This is a genomic window from Kitasatospora sp. NPDC047058 (genome assembly GCF_040643935.1).
Classification (GTDB): domain Bacteria; phylum Actinomycetota; class Actinomycetes; order Streptomycetales; family Streptomycetaceae; genus Kitasatospora.
In genome coordinates, this window is record NZ_JBEYVJ010000016.1 from 16950 (window position 1) to 33203 (window position 16254).

The 16254-nt window shown below is 73.5% G+C and carries 12 protein-coding genes; 9 read left to right on the top strand and 3 right to left on the bottom strand.

Annotation, left to right across the window (positions count from 1 at the left end):
- The first annotated feature begins 38 nt into the window (after positions 1-38).
- Positions 39-4682 (top strand): P-loop NTPase fold protein, encoded by a 4644-nt coding sequence (locus ABZ885_RS04140; protein WP_360183140.1) that lies wholly within the window; start codon positions 39-41, stop codon positions 4680-4682.
- A gap of 32 nt (positions 4683-4714) precedes the next feature.
- Here the strand turns inward: ABZ885_RS04140 and ABZ885_RS04145 are convergent, their stop codons facing one another.
- The gene (locus ABZ885_RS04145; protein WP_360183142.1) at positions 4715-6163 is read right to left on the bottom strand and encodes a DUF692 family multinuclear iron-containing protein; all 1449 of its coding nucleotides are present in this window, start codon (positions 6161-6163) and stop codon (positions 4715-4717) included.
- 12 nt (positions 6164-6175) lie between these two features.
- Positions 6176-6433 (bottom strand): hypothetical protein, encoded by a 258-nt coding sequence (locus tag ABZ885_RS04150; protein WP_360183144.1) that lies wholly within the window; start codon positions 6431-6433, stop codon positions 6176-6178.
- Positions 6434-6697: 264 nt separating this feature from the next.
- Here ABZ885_RS04150 and ABZ885_RS04155 point away from each other — a divergent pair, with 264 nt between their 5' ends.
- The 3 genes from ABZ885_RS04155 (at position 6698) to ABZ885_RS04165 (ending at position 9303) form a co-directional block, all read left to right on the top strand.
- Entirely contained in the window at positions 6698-7312 is a 615-nt protein-coding gene (locus ABZ885_RS04155) for a nucleoside-triphosphatase (RefSeq protein ID WP_360183146.1), read from the top strand.
- A 30-nt stretch (positions 7313-7342) separates the two neighbouring features.
- Positions 7343-7738 (top strand): hypothetical protein, encoded by a 396-nt coding sequence (locus ABZ885_RS04160; RefSeq protein WP_360183148.1) that lies wholly within the window; start codon positions 7343-7345, stop codon positions 7736-7738.
- Positions 7739-7896: 158 nt separating this feature from the next.
- Positions 7897-9303, top strand: coding sequence for a cytochrome P450 (locus tag ABZ885_RS04165; protein ID WP_360183150.1), 1407 nt, complete (start codon positions 7897-7899; stop codon positions 9301-9303).
- A 114-nt stretch (positions 9304-9417) separates the two neighbouring features.
- On the opposite strand, the gene ABZ885_RS04170 is transcribed toward ABZ885_RS04165, so the two are convergent.
- Positions 9418-10101, bottom strand: a complete 684-nt coding sequence (locus ABZ885_RS04170; RefSeq protein ID WP_360183151.1) for a Tat pathway signal sequence domain protein — start codon at positions 10099-10101, stop codon at positions 9418-9420.
- Positions 10102-10533: 432 nt separating this feature from the next.
- Here ABZ885_RS04170 and ABZ885_RS04175 point away from each other — a divergent pair, with 432 nt between their 5' ends.
- The 5 genes from ABZ885_RS04175 to ABZ885_RS04195 all read left to right on the top strand — a co-directional run bounded on the left by ABZ885_RS04175 (position 10534) and on the right by ABZ885_RS04195 (position 16104).
- Entirely contained in the window at positions 10534-10842 is a 309-nt protein-coding gene (locus tag ABZ885_RS04175; protein ID WP_360183152.1) for a hypothetical protein, read from the top strand.
- Between the two features lie 123 nt (positions 10843-10965).
- Positions 10966-11778, top strand: a complete 813-nt coding sequence (locus ABZ885_RS04180; RefSeq protein ID WP_360183153.1) for a class I SAM-dependent methyltransferase — start codon at positions 10966-10968, stop codon at positions 11776-11778.
- A 1045-nt stretch (positions 11779-12823) separates the two neighbouring features.
- Positions 12824-13585 (top strand): sigma-70 family RNA polymerase sigma factor, encoded by a 762-nt coding sequence (locus tag ABZ885_RS04185; RefSeq protein ID WP_360183155.1) that lies wholly within the window; start codon positions 12824-12826, stop codon positions 13583-13585.
- Positions 13586-13954: 369 nt separating this feature from the next.
- Entirely contained in the window at positions 13955-14683 is a 729-nt protein-coding gene (locus tag ABZ885_RS04190) for a response regulator transcription factor (protein ID WP_360183157.1), read from the top strand.
- Positions 14680-16104: a HAMP domain-containing sensor histidine kinase gene (locus ABZ885_RS04195; protein WP_360183158.1), complete on the top strand. Its 1425-nt coding sequence runs from the start codon at positions 14680-14682 to the stop codon at positions 16102-16104. The genes ABZ885_RS04190 and ABZ885_RS04195 overlap by 4 nt, the downstream gene beginning before the upstream one ends.
- The last annotated feature ends 150 nt before the right edge of the window (positions 16105-16254 follow it).

The window sequence follows — 16254 nt, forward strand, 5'->3', positions numbered from 1 at the left end:
ACGGCGGAGCCAGATTGCGGGGTTCCACAGGTGCCAGGATGTCGCCAGACTGGGAGGTGGAGGCGATATCCATGCGACGGGCCCTCCTCATCCTCGTCGTCGGCGGGCGCTTCGCGGATTCCGACGCCGAGATCGCCGACGAGTCTCCCCCCAGCGACGACCAGCGGTTAACCTCCGCCAGTTCCCGAGTGACGGAGTTGGCCAACGTGCTCGGTCGTTTCGGCTACGAGGTCTCGATGGTGGTTGACGGCACGGCCCGAAAGATCTCTGCCGCAGTCCGCGAAGCCATCCAGGCCGCCGGCAGCGATGACGCCCTCGTCGTGCACGTGCTCAGCCACAGCGTCGTCGATCGGTCTGGGGCACTCTCCGTGCTCGGAGCCGACGGACGACTGTCGTCCGTCAACGAATGGATCCAGCACGCCTCACACCGTGCCGACACGGCCGGCACCTTGTTCCTTCTCGATCTCGATGTGGGCGATCCGGACCTGAACCGCGAAGGAGCACGCACCTGGATAGTCGCCAGAACCGGCCCCGAGAACGCCGTCCTTAACGGGGCCCTCACCACGGCGACCACTACAGCTCTGACCAAGGTACTCGACGACGGACACGCACTCGGTTCGGACATCCGCTTCGTGCCGTTCGACGCATTCGCAACGGAAATCAGTCTCGAGTCGGGGTTTACCTGGCTCGACGGCCCTGCCGAAGAACCTTTCCCGTTCTTCCCGAACCCGGCCTATGACGCGACGGCCACACCACCGACACCGCTCGTGGTCACGGTTCTACCGGACACCGGCCGGGCGCGGTCACTCGCAGCCTACAAACTGGATGACGGACGGCCGGTCGTCGCGGTGGGCAGCGACTCCCTGATCAGTCTGTTCGATCTCCGTACCGGCCAGCGACTGGCTCGGACCAACGCCAATACCGTCCGAGGACTCGTGCAACCGCCCGGTTCCGGCCTGCTGATTTGCGCCAGCCGGCGCGGGACCGTCGAGGCTCGCTCCTACCGCGACCTCCTTCCCCGTGGCACGCTCTGGGAGCAACACCACCCGGTCAACGCGCTGGCCACCTCAACCGCCGACTCGCGATGGCTGGTGTGCTCGGCAAGCGACGACGGGTCGATCCAGGTCAGGGACCAGACAGGTGCCCCCGGGCTAAGGGTGACGCAGACCCGCGAGGGGGCCGTGAACGCGGTCGCTTTCGTCGGCCCGCGCATCGTTTCGGGGAGCTCGGTCGGCACCATCGCAGCGTGGGATATCGAAACCGGCAACCACCTTTGGTTGAGACGCCTGAACGGGTCCGTGAACTCTCTGGCAGTGATCACACTCGGCGGCCAGCAGTTGGTCGTGAGCGGCAGCCAGGACGGGCAACTCGGTATCTGGGATCCGGAAAGCGGTGAGCCTGTCGACGTCAGCCCCTCGTGGTCAGGCCCGATCCACGCGGCGGTCTCTCTACCGCGGCATCCTTGGGTCGCCATAGGCGGAGCGAATGGCATCGTGCGTGTGTGGGACGCCGGCCGCCGCAAGCAGCTGGCCGAGATACAGACTGGCCATGCGGTCCTCTCCCTGGCCGCCGCTGAGGTCGATGGCCAGACCGTCGTAGTCATCGGCGACGACCGGGGCGCCCACATCTGGCCCCTCACGAAGACCCCAGCCGTGCCCCCGCCGCCTCCCGCCCTCCACGCCGGATACGCGGCGGACACCGTCCGGGGCCCCGACCAGCTCGGCATCTCCGCCCAGGTGGACACCCTCTGCCAGTTGATCATGGCTCGCAACATCGAACCACCGTTGTCCATCGGTCTCTTCGGCGACTGGGGAACCGGCAAGTCCTTCTTCATGTCCGAGATGCGCAAAGGCCTCGACCGGCTGGCCGAACGGTCGCGGCGGGCCGAGCTGCAGGGCGTCGAGTCCGGCCTCTGCAGCGGCGTGTGCGCCATCGAGTTCAACGCCTGGCACTACCTGGACGCCAACCTCTGGGCCGGCCTGGGCTCCGTGATCTTCGACCGGCTGGCGGCCACCGAGGCCGACACCGACGACCTGGTACAGGACCTGCCCTCGGTCCGGGCCCTTCGTGCGGAGCTGGAGGGCCTGCGAGACCGCGCCGAGCACGGACTCGACAAGCTGGCCCGCGATCTCGCCGTCGAGGAGCGGATTGCGGTCGGGCAGTTGCTCACCATCGACACGTTGAGGCAGAAGGCCGACGACGCTACGGAAGAGGCCCTCGACGAGGTCGGAACCGCACTGGAGCAAGCGGGCGTCGCACAGGTCGACCGGGCGGACCTGCGGACCGTTTCCGAGGCCGCCGACATCACACGGCGGGCCTGGTACCTGCTGCGCCGGGGCCAGCTCCTCACCCGATTGTCGCTGCTGGCGGCGTTCGTCCTCGCCGTGGTCGCAGGTCCGCTCCTCGGCTGGCTCCTGGTGGACGCCCTGGATTCCGGCGTCGCCGCGCTCGCTCCGCTGCTGCTCTGCGGCGCCGCCGGGCTCCGACTTGCCGGGCCCGCGTTGAACCGATTGCGCGGGGTGGTCGAGCAGGTCGAGCCCCTGGTGGCACGGGTGGACGAGCGCCGTCGCATCGCCCTGCGGGCCCGCGAGGAGAAGCTCAACGCCCAAATCGCCCAAACCACCGAGCAGATAGCCTCGCTCGACGACCAGCTCCGCACCCTGAACGAGTCCAGGAGCGTCCAGGCGTACGCCATGAAGCGTCTCAGCGACGACGAGTACCGCCGCAACGAGGGCCTGATGGCGGTGCTGCGCCGCGACCTGGAGGAGCTCAGCCGCCGCCTCACGCCGGCGTCCGCTCCGAAGGCACGCTCGCCGTCCTCGCCGGCCGACCTGGAACGCATCGTCCTGTACATCGACGACCTCGACCGGTGCCCGCCCGCCCGCGTCGTGGAAGTGCTCCAGGCGGTGCAACTCCTGCTCGCCTTCCCGCTGTTCGTGGTGGTCGTCGGCGTCGACTCGCGATGGCTCCTGCGTTCGGTCCAGGCGCACTACAGCGATGTCCTGGGCGCGGGCGAGTCGCCCGTGGCCGGCTGGGAGGACACCCGGCACTGGGCGTCCACGCCGCAGAACTACTTGGAGAAGATCTTCCAGATCTCGGTCTGTCTCGCGCCCATGTCGGAAGCCGGGTACGCCCGCCTGGTCGAGGCCGACCTGGGCGAATCGCTGCCGGCGGAACCGGACGGCGCATCCGACCGCGTCCTCCCGGTACCCATGACGCCCGGCACGCGCGACAGGCGGGTACCGCCCACGGACGAGCGTCCACAGCCAGGGGTCACCGAACCGCCGCCCACCCGCGAGCCTCAGCCGCCGAGACGGACCGCGCCCTCCGTCCCCGCCACGGAACTGGTCCGCTACCGGGCCGAGAAGCCGGTGGTGGCCCTCGGCCTCAGCGGCGACCGGCCGCTCCTGATGGTGGTCGACAAATCGACCCGCCTCTATCTCGGGGACCCCCGTGCACGGGGGGACCTCGAACTCCAGCAGAAGATCGCCCGGAGCGACCTCAGCACTGCGAGCATCACCACCGACGGACGCGTGCTGCTCACCGGATGGTTCGACGACGGCATCGCGCTGGCCGCCGCCAGTACCGGCGAGGTCGTCGACAGGGTTGGTCGTCCGTTCCCGCCGTCGTCCGACGTCGAGCTGGAGGCGGTCTTCTCCGCGAACGGTTCCGCCGTCGGGCTGACGCGGGTCGAGACCGCGAGGAAGTCCGCGGCCCACCTCACGCTGCCGCTCGGCCGTACACCCGACTCAGCCGACTTCGACGACGCTGCCCCGGGCCGGCTACTGGCGTTCACCGCAGCGGGTGCGGTGATCCAGTACCCGGACGCCGTCACATGGCTCGGTCCGGACGGCGAGCCGACGCTCCGGAGCGATCCCGCCCGAGTCGACCGGGCGGTCACCGACCCCGACGGCCGATTCCTGGCTCTCGTCGGCGACGGCACGGTCCTCGGCCTCTGGGCCCTCTCCGGTACCGCTCCCCCGACGTCACTCCCCATCCCCGAGCCGCCCCCTTCGGGCGTCACCGCCCTGGCCCTCGGCACCTCCGGGCTCCTCGGCGCCGCCGCAGGCTCCCGCTTCCGCGCATGGGACCTGAACACCGGCGACCTGCGCACCGAAGAATCCGCCGCAACGACCGTCACGGCCATGGCCTTCTCACCCGACGGCCGCCGGCTCGCCACCGGTTGCGAGGACGGCACCGTGCAGGTCTGGCTGATCGACGTGCCCGACCCGGACGTCGCCGTGAAGCTGGAGGCGCTGCGGCTGATGCACGACGAGCACCGGATGATCATCGCCGTCCAGCCCCTCATCGGAACACCCCGGACCGCGAGGCGGCTGGTCAACACCTACCGTCTCCTACGATCCACCCTCGACGGCGAACGGCTGCGGCAGCTGCACGCCGGCGGCTACCGGCCGGTGATCCTGCTGCTCGCCGTCCTGGTCGGCCACCCCGCCCAGGGCGCCGCAGTGCTGGAGGAGCTGCTCGCGCCGCAGCCGGAGCCGACGACGAGCGGCTTCGCCGCCCTCTTCGCCGACGTCCGCGACCACCTGCCCTCACCGGGCCTGGCGTCGGCCGTCAAGGCCGTCGCCCTCGCCACGGGCGCCACCGACGAGGTCGCCGAGTACCGGGAGTGGGCCCCCTACGTCGCCCGGTTCTCCTTCCGCACCGCCCACTTGCTCTGATCGGCAAACGCCCGCCCCGGCAGCTCAGGCCATCAGACCGTGAGCCGGACCAGGAAGCTGCCCTGTGCCGGGGCGACGGGCAGGCGGCCCGCGCCGAGTGCGGCCAGCAGGTCGTTCGGGTCGGTGCCGAGGCGGACCGTCCGCGGCGCGTCGTCGAGCCGCACGTGGACGAGGCCGAGGTCCAGCTCCAGTACGTCGGCCAGCCACGGGACGCGCGGGCGGGTGCGCCGCAGGTGGGCGGCGAACGCCATCGCCTCCTCCGTGGCGAACAGCTCCGGCGGGTGGGAGCGGGTGTAGTCGTCCAGCAGGGCGCGCACCCCGGCCTCACCGAGGGTGAGCAGCAGCAGCCGTACGGTGTGCACGAGCGTCCCGGCCAGCGCGCTCGCCCGGAACTCCGTGACCAGCTCGCGCAGCAGCGCGATCGCCGGGTCGGCCGCCAGCTCCCGGGCGAGCGTGCCGTCCGCCTCCCGGCCGATGGTCAGCGCGCCCAGTGCGTGCTCCCACTCCTCGGGGCCGGGCCCGTCACCCGGCTCCAGGGCGGGCGACGGCCACGGCACCGGTGCCGCCAGGGCCAGGCCGGCCGGCGACGGCTGCGGCCGCCACTGCTCGCGGACGCGGACCAACAGGTCCCGGACGGCCTGCGGGTCGAGCCCCGGCAGGGCCGAGCCCGTCACCTCGAACAGCACCGCGCGCAGCGCGGGCAGCCGGGGCAGCACCCGCTCGGCCAGGGCGAGCAGCTCCTTGTCGGGCAGCCCGCTGTGCGCGTCCAGCCAGTAACCGCGGTGCTCGAAGCCGCCTGCCAGGTGCACCTCCCAGACCCGGTCCAGCGGGAGTTCGTCGAGCAGCCGGCCGACCGACGCCCGGCCGTTCCGCTCGTTGGCGAGGACGTTGTGCAGGTCGAGCAGCAGCCCGCAGCCCGCGCCCTCGGCCACGCTCGCCACGAACCGGCCGTCCGGCAGCTCGTCGGCACGCGGCCGCAGGTAGTTGGTGCCGATCTCGACGGCGAGCGGCACCGGCAGGGCATCGGCCATCGCCCGTACGGAGGCGACGCTGCGCCGGACGCCCTCGAGGGTCTGCCGGGGCGGGAGCATGAAGCCGGTGCGGAACCCGTCCTCGCTCCGGCCGCCCCGGCCGGTCCGCCCGGTCGGGCCGGCCGTCCGCCCGGTGGTCCGGTTGAAGGCCAGGTGTTCGCTGACCCAGGGTGCCCCCAGCCGTTCGGCCAGCTCGCCGACGAGGGCGGTCTGCCGGGGGTCGGGCGGCCGGCAGCCGCCGACCGGGTTGCCGACGCCGTGCAGCAGCCGGGCGCCGGGGAGGTCCGCGAGGCGGCGGAGGGCCTCCTCGTCGCAGCCGGTCGTGCCGTCCGGCCGCGCGCGCCAGAGCGCCTGCGGTTCGATCTCGACGACCTCCAGCAGGTCGGCGCAGGCGTCGAGGAGCGGCTCGGCGCCGGGGACGTGGGTGAGCCCGACACCGAGCCCGGTCACGGCGTCGCCGCCCTAACCCACGAACGGCTGGGCGATGCCCTGCGCGACCTCGCCCTTGGGCGAGACCACGAAGTCCAGCGACTGCCGGAACCGCAGGTCGAACCCGGAGTGGCAGGTCGGACACCCGAGGTGGGTCATCACCTTCTTGATCACGTCGGTCATCCGGTCGAGGTCACCCGCCACTCCCACCGGCACGGTGATGTTGATCTCCCGCCCGGTCGCCCACGGGTCCGGCTCTCCGGGCCCCCGGTTGAATCCGCCGTTCGACATCGCGCCTCCTCGCTGCACGCCGCAGCCCCGCACCGGTGGGCACCGGCACACCCTGAGCCCCGGCCGGGGCACAGCCTTCCGCCCGTCGGGCGGGCCCACAACGTACGCGCCCGAACTGTCACCCGGACCGGCTACGTCCCCGCTGGAGCCGCCCGGGTGGGAGGCTGGAGAGGAGGAGTACCCGGAGCACCGGCAGGGGCCGGGAGGCGCCAGGAGCACCCGGCGCCCCAGGGCCCCACCGTCGTCCCCGGCGTGGAGCGCGCGATGCCGACGAGGATCCTGATCGAGGGCCGCCCCGGCAGCGGGAAGACCACCGCGATCCGCCGGCTGGCGGCGCTGCTGCACACCCGGGAGGCGGCCGGCTTCACCACGGAGGAGATCCGTGCCGGCGGAGCCCGGGCCGGCTTCGCGCTGGAGACGCTGGACGGGCGGCGGGCCGTGCTCGCCCACGTCTCCTTCCCCGGGCCGCCGCAGGTCGGGCGGTACGGCGTCGACCTGCGGGTGATGGCCGAGCTGGCGCTGCCGTCCCTGCCGCCGCTGCCCTCCCTGCCCGCGCCACCCTCCTTCCCGGAGCCGCCCTCCCCGCCGCCCCCGCCGGCGGCCCCGCCCGTCGCCCCGCCCGTCACCCCGCCCCGGGAACGGCTGGTGCTGATCGACGAGCTCGGGCGGATGGAGCTGGCGTATCCCCCGTTCCGCGACGCCGTGCAGGCGCTGTTCGCCGCCGGGGTGGACGTGGTCGCCACCGTGCAGGCGCAGCACGGCCCGCTCACCGACGCGCTGAAGCGGCGGCCCGACGTCGAGCTGATCCGGCTCACCCCGGCGAACCGGGACGCTCTCCCGGCACGGCTGGCGGCGCGCCTGGAACCGGCGGGCCACTGAGCCCGGCCGGCGTGGGAGAGGAGGCACCCGATGGCCCGCCACGACCGGACCCCGGCCGCAGCCCCCCGCCGGCACGGCGAGCGGCGCGACGGGCGGCCCGACGGGCGGCGCGACGAGTGGCGCGCCCGGCTGCTGGACGCCGCCGCCCGCTGGGCCGACCGGGCCGACCGGTGTGCGGGCTGGACCGGGCGGGGCGTCGAGCGGTGCCGCCGCTGGGCGCGGGAGGGTGCCCGGCGGCCGGGTGAGCTGGCGCCCCCGTCCTGGTTCGCGATCGCCCTGCCGTTCGGCATCGCCTGGTACCGGGTGCTCGGCGGCGCGGGGCGGACCTGGTGCCGGGCGGCCCGCCGGGCCTGCCGACTCCTCGCCCGGGCCTTCGGCCGGGCCGTTCCCGCCGACCGGGGGCGCGGCAGAGGAGACGTTTCCTGACAGCTTGCCTCGCTCCGGCCGAAAACCGCCCCAGAACAGATTTTCGGGGCGGCTCCGGGCTTCTCAACTCCGTACGCGGAGTGCCAGATTGACTGCCCTCGGGTGGCCGGTCACACCGCGCGCCGCCACCTGTTCCAGCCTGCGCCGATCGAGGACACATGACCGCACCCACCGCCGCCGCCTCCCACCGCACCGCCCGGGCGCCGGGTGCGCTCCCACTCCTCGGCCACGCCCCGGCGCTGGTCCGCGATCCGCTGCCGTTCCTGCGCTCGCTCGCCGGGCAGGGCGACCTGGTGGAGCTCCGGCTCGGGCCGAAGCGCGCGGTACTGGTCTGCTCCCCCGAGCTGTTCCATCAAGTCCTCACCGACACCCGGCACTTCGACAAGGGCGGGCCGCTCTTCGACAAGCTGCGGCCGTTCCTGGGTGACGGCCTGGGCTCCACACCGCACGACGTGCACCGCCGCCAGCGCCGGCAGCTCCAGCCAGCGTTCCGCCCGGAGGCGTTCACCCGCTACCTGGCGGTGATGCGGGAGGAGGTGCTGGCCGCCTCGGCCGGCTGGCGGGACGGCGCGGTGATCGAGGTCGAGCAGCACGCCTACCCGCTGATCGCCAGGATCATCACCCGGACGATGTTCTCCGCGGACGGTTCCTCCGCCGCCGTGGCGGCGATAGCCGCCGCCTACCCGGACTTCCACCAGGGCATCGGCCGGCAGATGCGCTCGCCGTTCCGGCTGCTCGACCGGCTGCCGACGCGGGCCAACCGCCGCTTCCGCCGGGCGTGCCGCGTGGTCGGCCAGGTGGTCGACGGCGCGATCGACGCCCGCCGGCGCGGCCGGGACACCGGCACCGAGCGGGATCTCCTGACCCTGATGGCCGGGGAGGGGCTGACCGACCGCGAGATGCACGACCAGGTCGTCACCATGCTCACCGGCGGCATCGGCACGTCCGCCTCGGCGCTCGGCTGGGCGCTGCACTTCCTCTCCCGGGACGAGGTGCTCGCGGACGCCGTCGCCCGGGAGGCGCGCGCCGTCCTCCCGCCGGACACCAGCGGCAGAACCGACCGCGACGACGGCTCCCGCCCGCCGGCCGCCCTCCCGCCGCTCACCCTCGCCGACGTCAACCGCCTGGACCTCGCCCGCCGCGTGGTGGCGGAGACGCTCCGCTACTACCCGTCCGCCTGGTTCTACAGCCGCACTGTCACCGCCCCGGTCGAACTGGCCGGCGAGCATCTCCGCCCGGGCACGCCCGTCCTGCTCTCGCCCTACCTCGTCCACCACCGCCCCGACCTCTACCCCGAGCCCGAACTCTTCGACGTCGACCGCTGGTTGCCCGAGCGTCACGCCGGTCTCCCGCGCCAGGCCTACGTCCCCTTCGGCACCGGCTCCCGCAAGTGCATCGGCGACGTCTACGCCCTCACCGAGATCACCCTGGCCGTCGCGGTCATCGCCTCCCGGTGGCGGCTGGAACCGCCGCCCGGGCCGGTGCCCCGGCACCTGGTCGAGCCCCGGCCCTGGACCGTGATCCATCCGGCCCCGCTGCGCCTGCGGCTGCACAGCCGCGCCTGAACCCGCGCCGGCGGCCCCTGCCCTGATCCCCGCGCGCGGCCCCGGTCCGGCCCGCCCCCGGGGCCGGCGGCGGGCCGGACCCGGGCGGCGGCCGCAACCGCGCGGATCAGGGCGTCAGTTGACGTGGACCACGGGGCCGCCGGCCTGGCTGCTGTCGGTCAGCGGCCCGTACGTGGCGGAGAAGTACCCGTCGCCGGGGCACAGGCTCGAACCGCCGCTCTTGACGAAGTGCTCGTTGCGGAAGGCCAGGCTGTGGGCGGTGTTGTCGGCGTTCCCCGTGAAGGTGCCGCTGAGCTGGTAGCTGCAGGTGAGGGTGCCGAACCACGAGTTCAGCACGGCCGTGGCCTGGAACGGTCCGGCCGCCCCGGCCGCGATCGCGACCGGGTAGCCCGCGGAGTCGCCGACCGAGACGGTGTACGGGAGGTTGCCCACCGTCAGGCTGCGGACCGAGGTGACCCCGGTGACGTTGCTGGTGCACGAGCCGAAGGTGTGCCCGGTCAGGGACTCCGTCGCCGTGCCGGGGGCGGCGGGGTTGCCGAGCACCCGGGCGGTGAACTGCGAGACGGCGCAGGTCACCCCGGTCGAACCGGCGGCGGTCGAGTAGAAGGTGGCACGCGTGCCGGCGGCGAGCGGCGCGACCAGCACGTCGCCGACCGCGACCGGGGTGCCGCCGGCGCCGCCGGTGGTCAGCACCGGCGTGTCGGCCGCCGCGCTGCCGGCCGGGGCGGGTGCGGGGGCGGCGCCGACGGCCAGCGTCGCGGCGACGGCGGCCAGTGCCAGACAGGTGCGAGTGCGCATGGGGGAGCCTCTTTCTCGGCGGGGGATACGAGAAGACGAACTTCCTTGGCTTCCCGAGCAGTTGGGGCCACTCGGCAGCTGACAACGTTGTAGAGCCGTGTCCGTGCACCGTCAACCCATTGCGCAGGACTTGCTGACACATTCGTCAGCAAGGAGCCCCTCCCGGCCGCTACGGCGGGCCGGACATCCGACACGGAGCGTCACCGGCCGCAGTCACCACCCGCGCGCGACACGCCGTACGGCCCAGGCCCTGCTTGACTCTATTGGCCTAGACCATTGACGTCAGCCCGTGGGCCGGTTTAGATTGCCGGACCACCAGTACGCAGGGGGACGTACCGACCGAAACGGTACGACGGACTGGAGCAACAGCCGGCCTCCAGCCGGTCACCCTCGGTGAGGGACCGGCGGAGCCCCCGAAAGGCGGTGCCATCCGTGGACGCTGTTCCCTCCGACGCTGCGCGCGCGCGAGGCCGTTCCCCCTTCGCCACGCCACCGGACCGGGCGGCCTGGCGGGCCACCCCGCTGTGGATCGTCGAGATCCCGATGGCGGCCTGCCCCCGCACCGGGCGGCGGAACGGCCGGCAGATCTGCGCCGTCCGCGCGCGGTCCGACCGGGAGGCGCTCCACGAGGCGCTGCGCCGCACCCACGACCCGGCCGCCGTGGCCCGCCGCCGCGGCGCCGCCCTGGACCCGGGCCGTGCCACGGTCACGGCGTGGGACTCACGGCAGAGCCTGCTCTGAGCACTCCCCCGCCCGGGGGCCCGCGATCCACCCGGACGTGGTGTTCGGCCGCGATCCCGTTTGGGTACGTACTGCGGCGCCCCCGAAGACCGGGGCGAGGACCCACGAGGAGACGAGCCGCCCATGAGCCAGGACCGCATCCCCGCAGCCGTACGGCGGACCTACGGCGCCGACGACCTGTCCCAGGCCGCGAGCTTCGCCGGCGGCTTCATCAACTTCGGCGACTGGAGCGGCATCGACCTCACCGCGCCCACGCCCGATGACCGGGTGCGCAGCCAGGAGCAGCTCTACCGGCGGGTGTTGCGCACCTTCCCGGAGCCGCGTGACCGGCTGCGGCTGGCCGAGGTCGGCTCCGGGCGTGGCCTCGGCGCCGCCCTCGCCCTGCGCGAGTTCCGCTTCGCCGCCGTCACGGGCGTCGACATCCACCCCGACCAGGTCGAACGGGCCCGGGCCGTCAACGCCAGGGCCCTCGCCACCTACCCCGACCGCCTCGCCTACACGCTCGGCTCCGCCGACGAACTCCCCTTCGCCGACGCCTCCCTGGACGGTCTCTACTCCGTCGAGGCCGCCCAGCACTTCCGTGCGCTCGGCGGCTTCGCCCACGAGGCCGCCCGCGTCCTGCGTCCGGGCGGCCGCCTCGCCGTGACCACCTTCTTCGCCGCCGACGGCCCCGACGTCGCGGAGCGCCTCAGCATCCTCCTCGCCAGCTTCGCCGACGGCCTCGACGTCCCGCACACCCTCACCGGGTTCACCACCGACCTCGGCAGGGTCGGCTTCGCGGACGTCCGCACCGAGTCCGTCGGCCGCGACGTCTGGCCCGGGCTCGACCGCTACCTCGCCGACACCATCCCGCCCGACCACTGGGCCCGCAACTTCCTCCACGCCTGGCGCGACGGCCTGTTGGACTACCACCTGGTCACCGCCGGCCGGCCCTGACCCCGCACGGCAGGCGCCCCCGTTTCCCCGGGCCCCAGGCCTGTCCGGACACACCCGGAGCGGCCTGGGGCGCAGGCGCGCGATCCGGCTTCCCGAGGAATCCGTCCGGGACCGGAATCTCCCGTGACGGACTTCGGCGCGCGCCGGGGCGCCGGGCAACCTCCCGGGCCGGGCCCGGGCCAGCCAATCACCACCCGGGAGACCGCCCCTCCCGAGCGGTTTGCCGGCCGTCGGCGCGGCTCGGCCGCCGGGGCGCGGAAGCGGCGTACCAGGTCGCGTCGGCCGAAGAGCGCTGCCGGCGCTCACCATGCGCGGACACCGCACCGAGAAGCCGCACGAGGATCTCCGTCCGCTTCGGCAGGACCACGAACTTCGCGCGGGCTCCGGAACCGTCTCCGGCAGCGGAAGTCACCGGACGACCGGGGCGGCCGGTGCCGTGGCGCGACCGTTGCCGCCTGACAGGGTCGGCCCGGGCCGGTCGACACGAATGATCGTAGGAGTGGTGGGACGGCGACTCCGCCCCCCGGAGAGCCGCGTCATGGACTCCTAAGGCTCCGCTCACCGTTCAACCGGTGCTTCTCGCGGCTCCACCGGCCCTCCGCCGGGTGCGTCCACGCCCCACCCGGACGGACCCTGCCGCCGCGCGCCTGGGGGAGGAAGCCCCCGGGCGGCCACCCGCGGCGTCCACGGACCGCGTAAGCGGAACCTTAGGGGTTCCTCAGGGGCACCTCTGCAACGGCTCACTTCCGGCGGACGGCGCCTACGATCATCGATCACCGGCCTGGGAAGGCCGGGCACCCGAGCCGCGCGAGCGCACCGCAGGTGACACCGGCCTGCGCCCCGTGCTCCCTCACCCGGACCGTCGACGGCGCGGCAGCCGGCCCGCGGACCTGCGCCTCCGGGCGCCGTCGCGGCGGTCCGCGAGCACTCGGAGTCCGCGGGTCCGGCCCGCCGAATCCCTTCCGCCGGAACGGCCTTGGGCCCGGCGCCACCGCACACGACGCGTCACAGGACCGACCCCGGTCCGTGCAGAGAGGAACAGCCCATGGAACGCGCCGCCACGCACCTGGCAGACGTCGTCGCCGCGCAGGCCGGGGACGCTGCAGCTCTCGACCGGCTGGTGATCGAAGCGCTGCCGATGCTCTACGGGGTCGTCGGCCGGGCCCTGAAGGGGGACAGCGAGGTGGACGACATCGTCCAGGACACCATGGTGCGCTTCGTCACGGGAATCGACACCCTGCGCAACGCGAGCGCGCTCCGTCCGTGGCTGATGGCCATAGCGATGAACGAGGTCCGCCGCCGCCGGGCCCACCGCGCCCGGCAGCCGGCCCCCCTGGAGTCGGGCGAGCACCTGGCCGACCCGGGCGCCGACTTCGTCGGCCTCACCGCGCTGCGGGTGGACCTGTCGGGGCACCACCGCGAAGTCGGCAACGCCGCCCAGTGGCTGGGCGACGACGACCGCCGGCTGTTCGCCCTGTGGCGCATGGAGCAGTCGGGCAGCGCCACCCGGCTCGCGGTGGCCCGGACGCTGAGGATCTCGGCTCGTCACGCCGCGGTGCGGATCCAGCGGATGAAGGAACGGCTCTCCACCGGCCGCCTCGTGATCCGGGCCCTGTCGTCCGCACCGGGGTGCCGGGCCCTCACGGCCGCGACCGGCAGCTGGGACGGCGTCCCGTCGCCGCTGTGGCGCAAGCGCATCACCCGTCACATCCGCGGCTGCGCCGCCTGCCGGGCCGACCGGCGGCACCGGATCCCGTTCCAGAGGCTCCTGGAAGCAGAGCCCGACCTGGCCGGCGCGCCGAGGTGAGCCGCCGGCACACCCGGCGCCGCGGCCTTTCACGCGGGGCGTACACGATCGACCCGGTCGAACCGAAGAATGTGAAAAGCTTCGCCGCGCGTTGCCGGAAAGCGCCCTGGATCGGTCCGGCGGATGAGGGGACGGAGAACTCCGCCTCGCGACGGACGATTTCAGCGCGTGGGACGCCTTGGACGCCGCCTCCTCCCGCGCGCACAAGAAGAACTGAGCGACCGTGACGTGGAAAGCCCGCGTGCGCGGGTTCTTGCATCCTGCACCCATAAGCATCAGGCTGACGTTCCATAAGACGGGGATGTGCCTCAATCCCGCCACCCGGATCCATCTGTTCCGAATTCCGCGAACACCGCTACGGTGTGCGCCATGACCTCCGTTCTCGTCGTCGAAGACGACCCCGCAATCCGCGCTTCCCTCATAGAGGTGCTGACCAGTCACCACCTCGTGGTGCGCAGTTCGCCGAACGGCTTCGGCGCGCTGCGCGAGATCACCCGGCGGCCGCCGGACGCGATCGTCCTGGACCTGGGACTGCCGGACCTGGACGGTGCCGACGCCCTGCGGATGATCCGCGGCCTCTCCCAGGTCCCCGTGCTGGTGGCGACGGCCCGGGACGACGAGCGGGAGATCATCAAGCTTCTCCACGCAGGAGCCGACGACTACCTGGTGAAGCCGTTCTCCGGCGGGCAACTGGTCGCCCGCCTGATCGCCGTCCTACGGCGCTGCTCCGGTCCCGCCTCCTTCGCCGCAGCCGGCCCGGGCGCACACGCGGTCCCGTTGCCCGGCATGGACCAGGGCGCGATCGTCGTGGGCGAGCTGAGCATCGACCCGACGGCACGGACCGCCCGTCTCGCCGGCGGCGATCTCGGCCTGACCAGGCGCGAGTTCGACCTCCTGGAGTTCCTCGCCCGGAACGCGGGCCGGGTCGTCTCCCGCCAGCTCATCCTCGCCGAGGTCTGGCGCCAGCCGTACGTCGACGAGAAGACCGTCGACGTCCACCTGTCCTGCCTGCGCCGCAAGTTGGGCGAGCGGGCCACCCGGCCCCGCTACCTGCACACCGTCCGGGGCGTCGGCGTGAAGCTGGTGGCACCCCAGTGAGATCCACCCTCGCCACCGTCGCCCTGGTGGCGACCTCCATGGTCGCCCTCTCCTTCCTCGTCCCCCTGGCCCTGCTCCTGCGCACCCAGGTGCAGACGCAGGCCTCGCTGGGCGCCGAACAGCGGGCGGCGGCCCTGGTGCCCGCCACCGTGACCCTGGCCGCCCGGCCCGCGGACCTGGAGCAGGTGGTGGCGCGTCTGGACATGACGGGCCGGCACGGCGTCCACCTGCCGGACGGCCGGACCGTCGGCACCGCCCACGCCCCCGCGGACCTGCTGGACCGGGCCGGGCGGGAGCGGATGTCCTTCACCGGCGCGATCCCCGGCGGCTGGACCTACCTCCAGCCCGTGCCCCTGGACGCGAACCGGGTGGCCGTCGTGGAGGAGTTCGTACCGCAGGCCGAACTCAACCAGGGGGTGGCCCGGGCCTGGACGGTGATGGCCCTGCTCGCCGTCGGGCTCGTGATCGGCTCGGTCCTGCTGGCCGACCGCCTCGGTGCCCGCGTGGTGCACGCCTCCCGCTCCCTCTCCGACGCCTCGGCGGCGCTGGGCGCCGGCGACCTCGACGTCCGGGTCGAACCGAGCGGGCCGCCGGAGCTCCGGGCGGCCGGACTGGCGTTCAACAGCATGGCCGATCGCGTGACGCAGCTCCTCGAAGCCGAGCGGGAGCTGGTCGCGGACCTCTCGCACCGGCTCAGGACCCCGCTGACGGCGCTACGCCTCACGACCGAGCAGGCCGGCGCGGTCGCGGCCTCCGAACGGGTGAGCGCGGCCATCGACCACCTGGAGTCCGAACTGGACTCGATCATCGTCACGGCCCGGACGCCGCTGTCCGGCAGGCCGCCCGGGGCCAAGGACGGCACGGGTTCCCGCGCCCAGGGGGCCGTGAACCCCGGCCGGCGCTCCGACGAGCCGTGCCGGGTGTCGGAGCTGGCCGCGCACCGCGTCGGCTTCTGGTCGGTGCTCGCCGAGCAGGAGGGCCGGTGGTGCACCTTCGAGGCGACCGACGAACCCACGCCCGTGCTGCTGCCGGACGACCACCTGGCCGCCATGGTGGACGCCCTGGTCGGCAACGTCTTCCGGCACACCCCCGAAGGGACCGCCTTCGCGGTGAGCGTGCAGCGGACGGCGCAGAGTGTCGTGCTGATCGTCGAGGACGGCGGTCCCGGCATCCAGGACCCGGGCAGCGCACTGTCCCGGGGAGTCAGCACCGGCGGGTCGACGGGTCTCGGGCTGGACATCGCCCGCACCGCGGCCGAGTCGACCCGGGGGCGCCTGTCGATCGGCCGCAGCACGCTGGGCGGGGCGCGCGTGGAAGTGACCCTCGGCCTCGCCCCGGACTCACGGCGCGCCCTCGGCCGGCCTTGGCGTCACCGCCGCCGGCGCACCGCGGAGGCCCTCCGCCGCAGCCGGCCGGCCTGAGGCCCCGCCCCTGTCGGCCAATTCACAGGCCCCGGATCACCCGGGGCCCTGGAATTCATCTCAGATGCCGGCACCCGTTGTTGACGCATTGTCTTGCAAAGATTCGAACGCTCACAATATTCACATGTTCGGGCCTTGACGCGGGAAGAT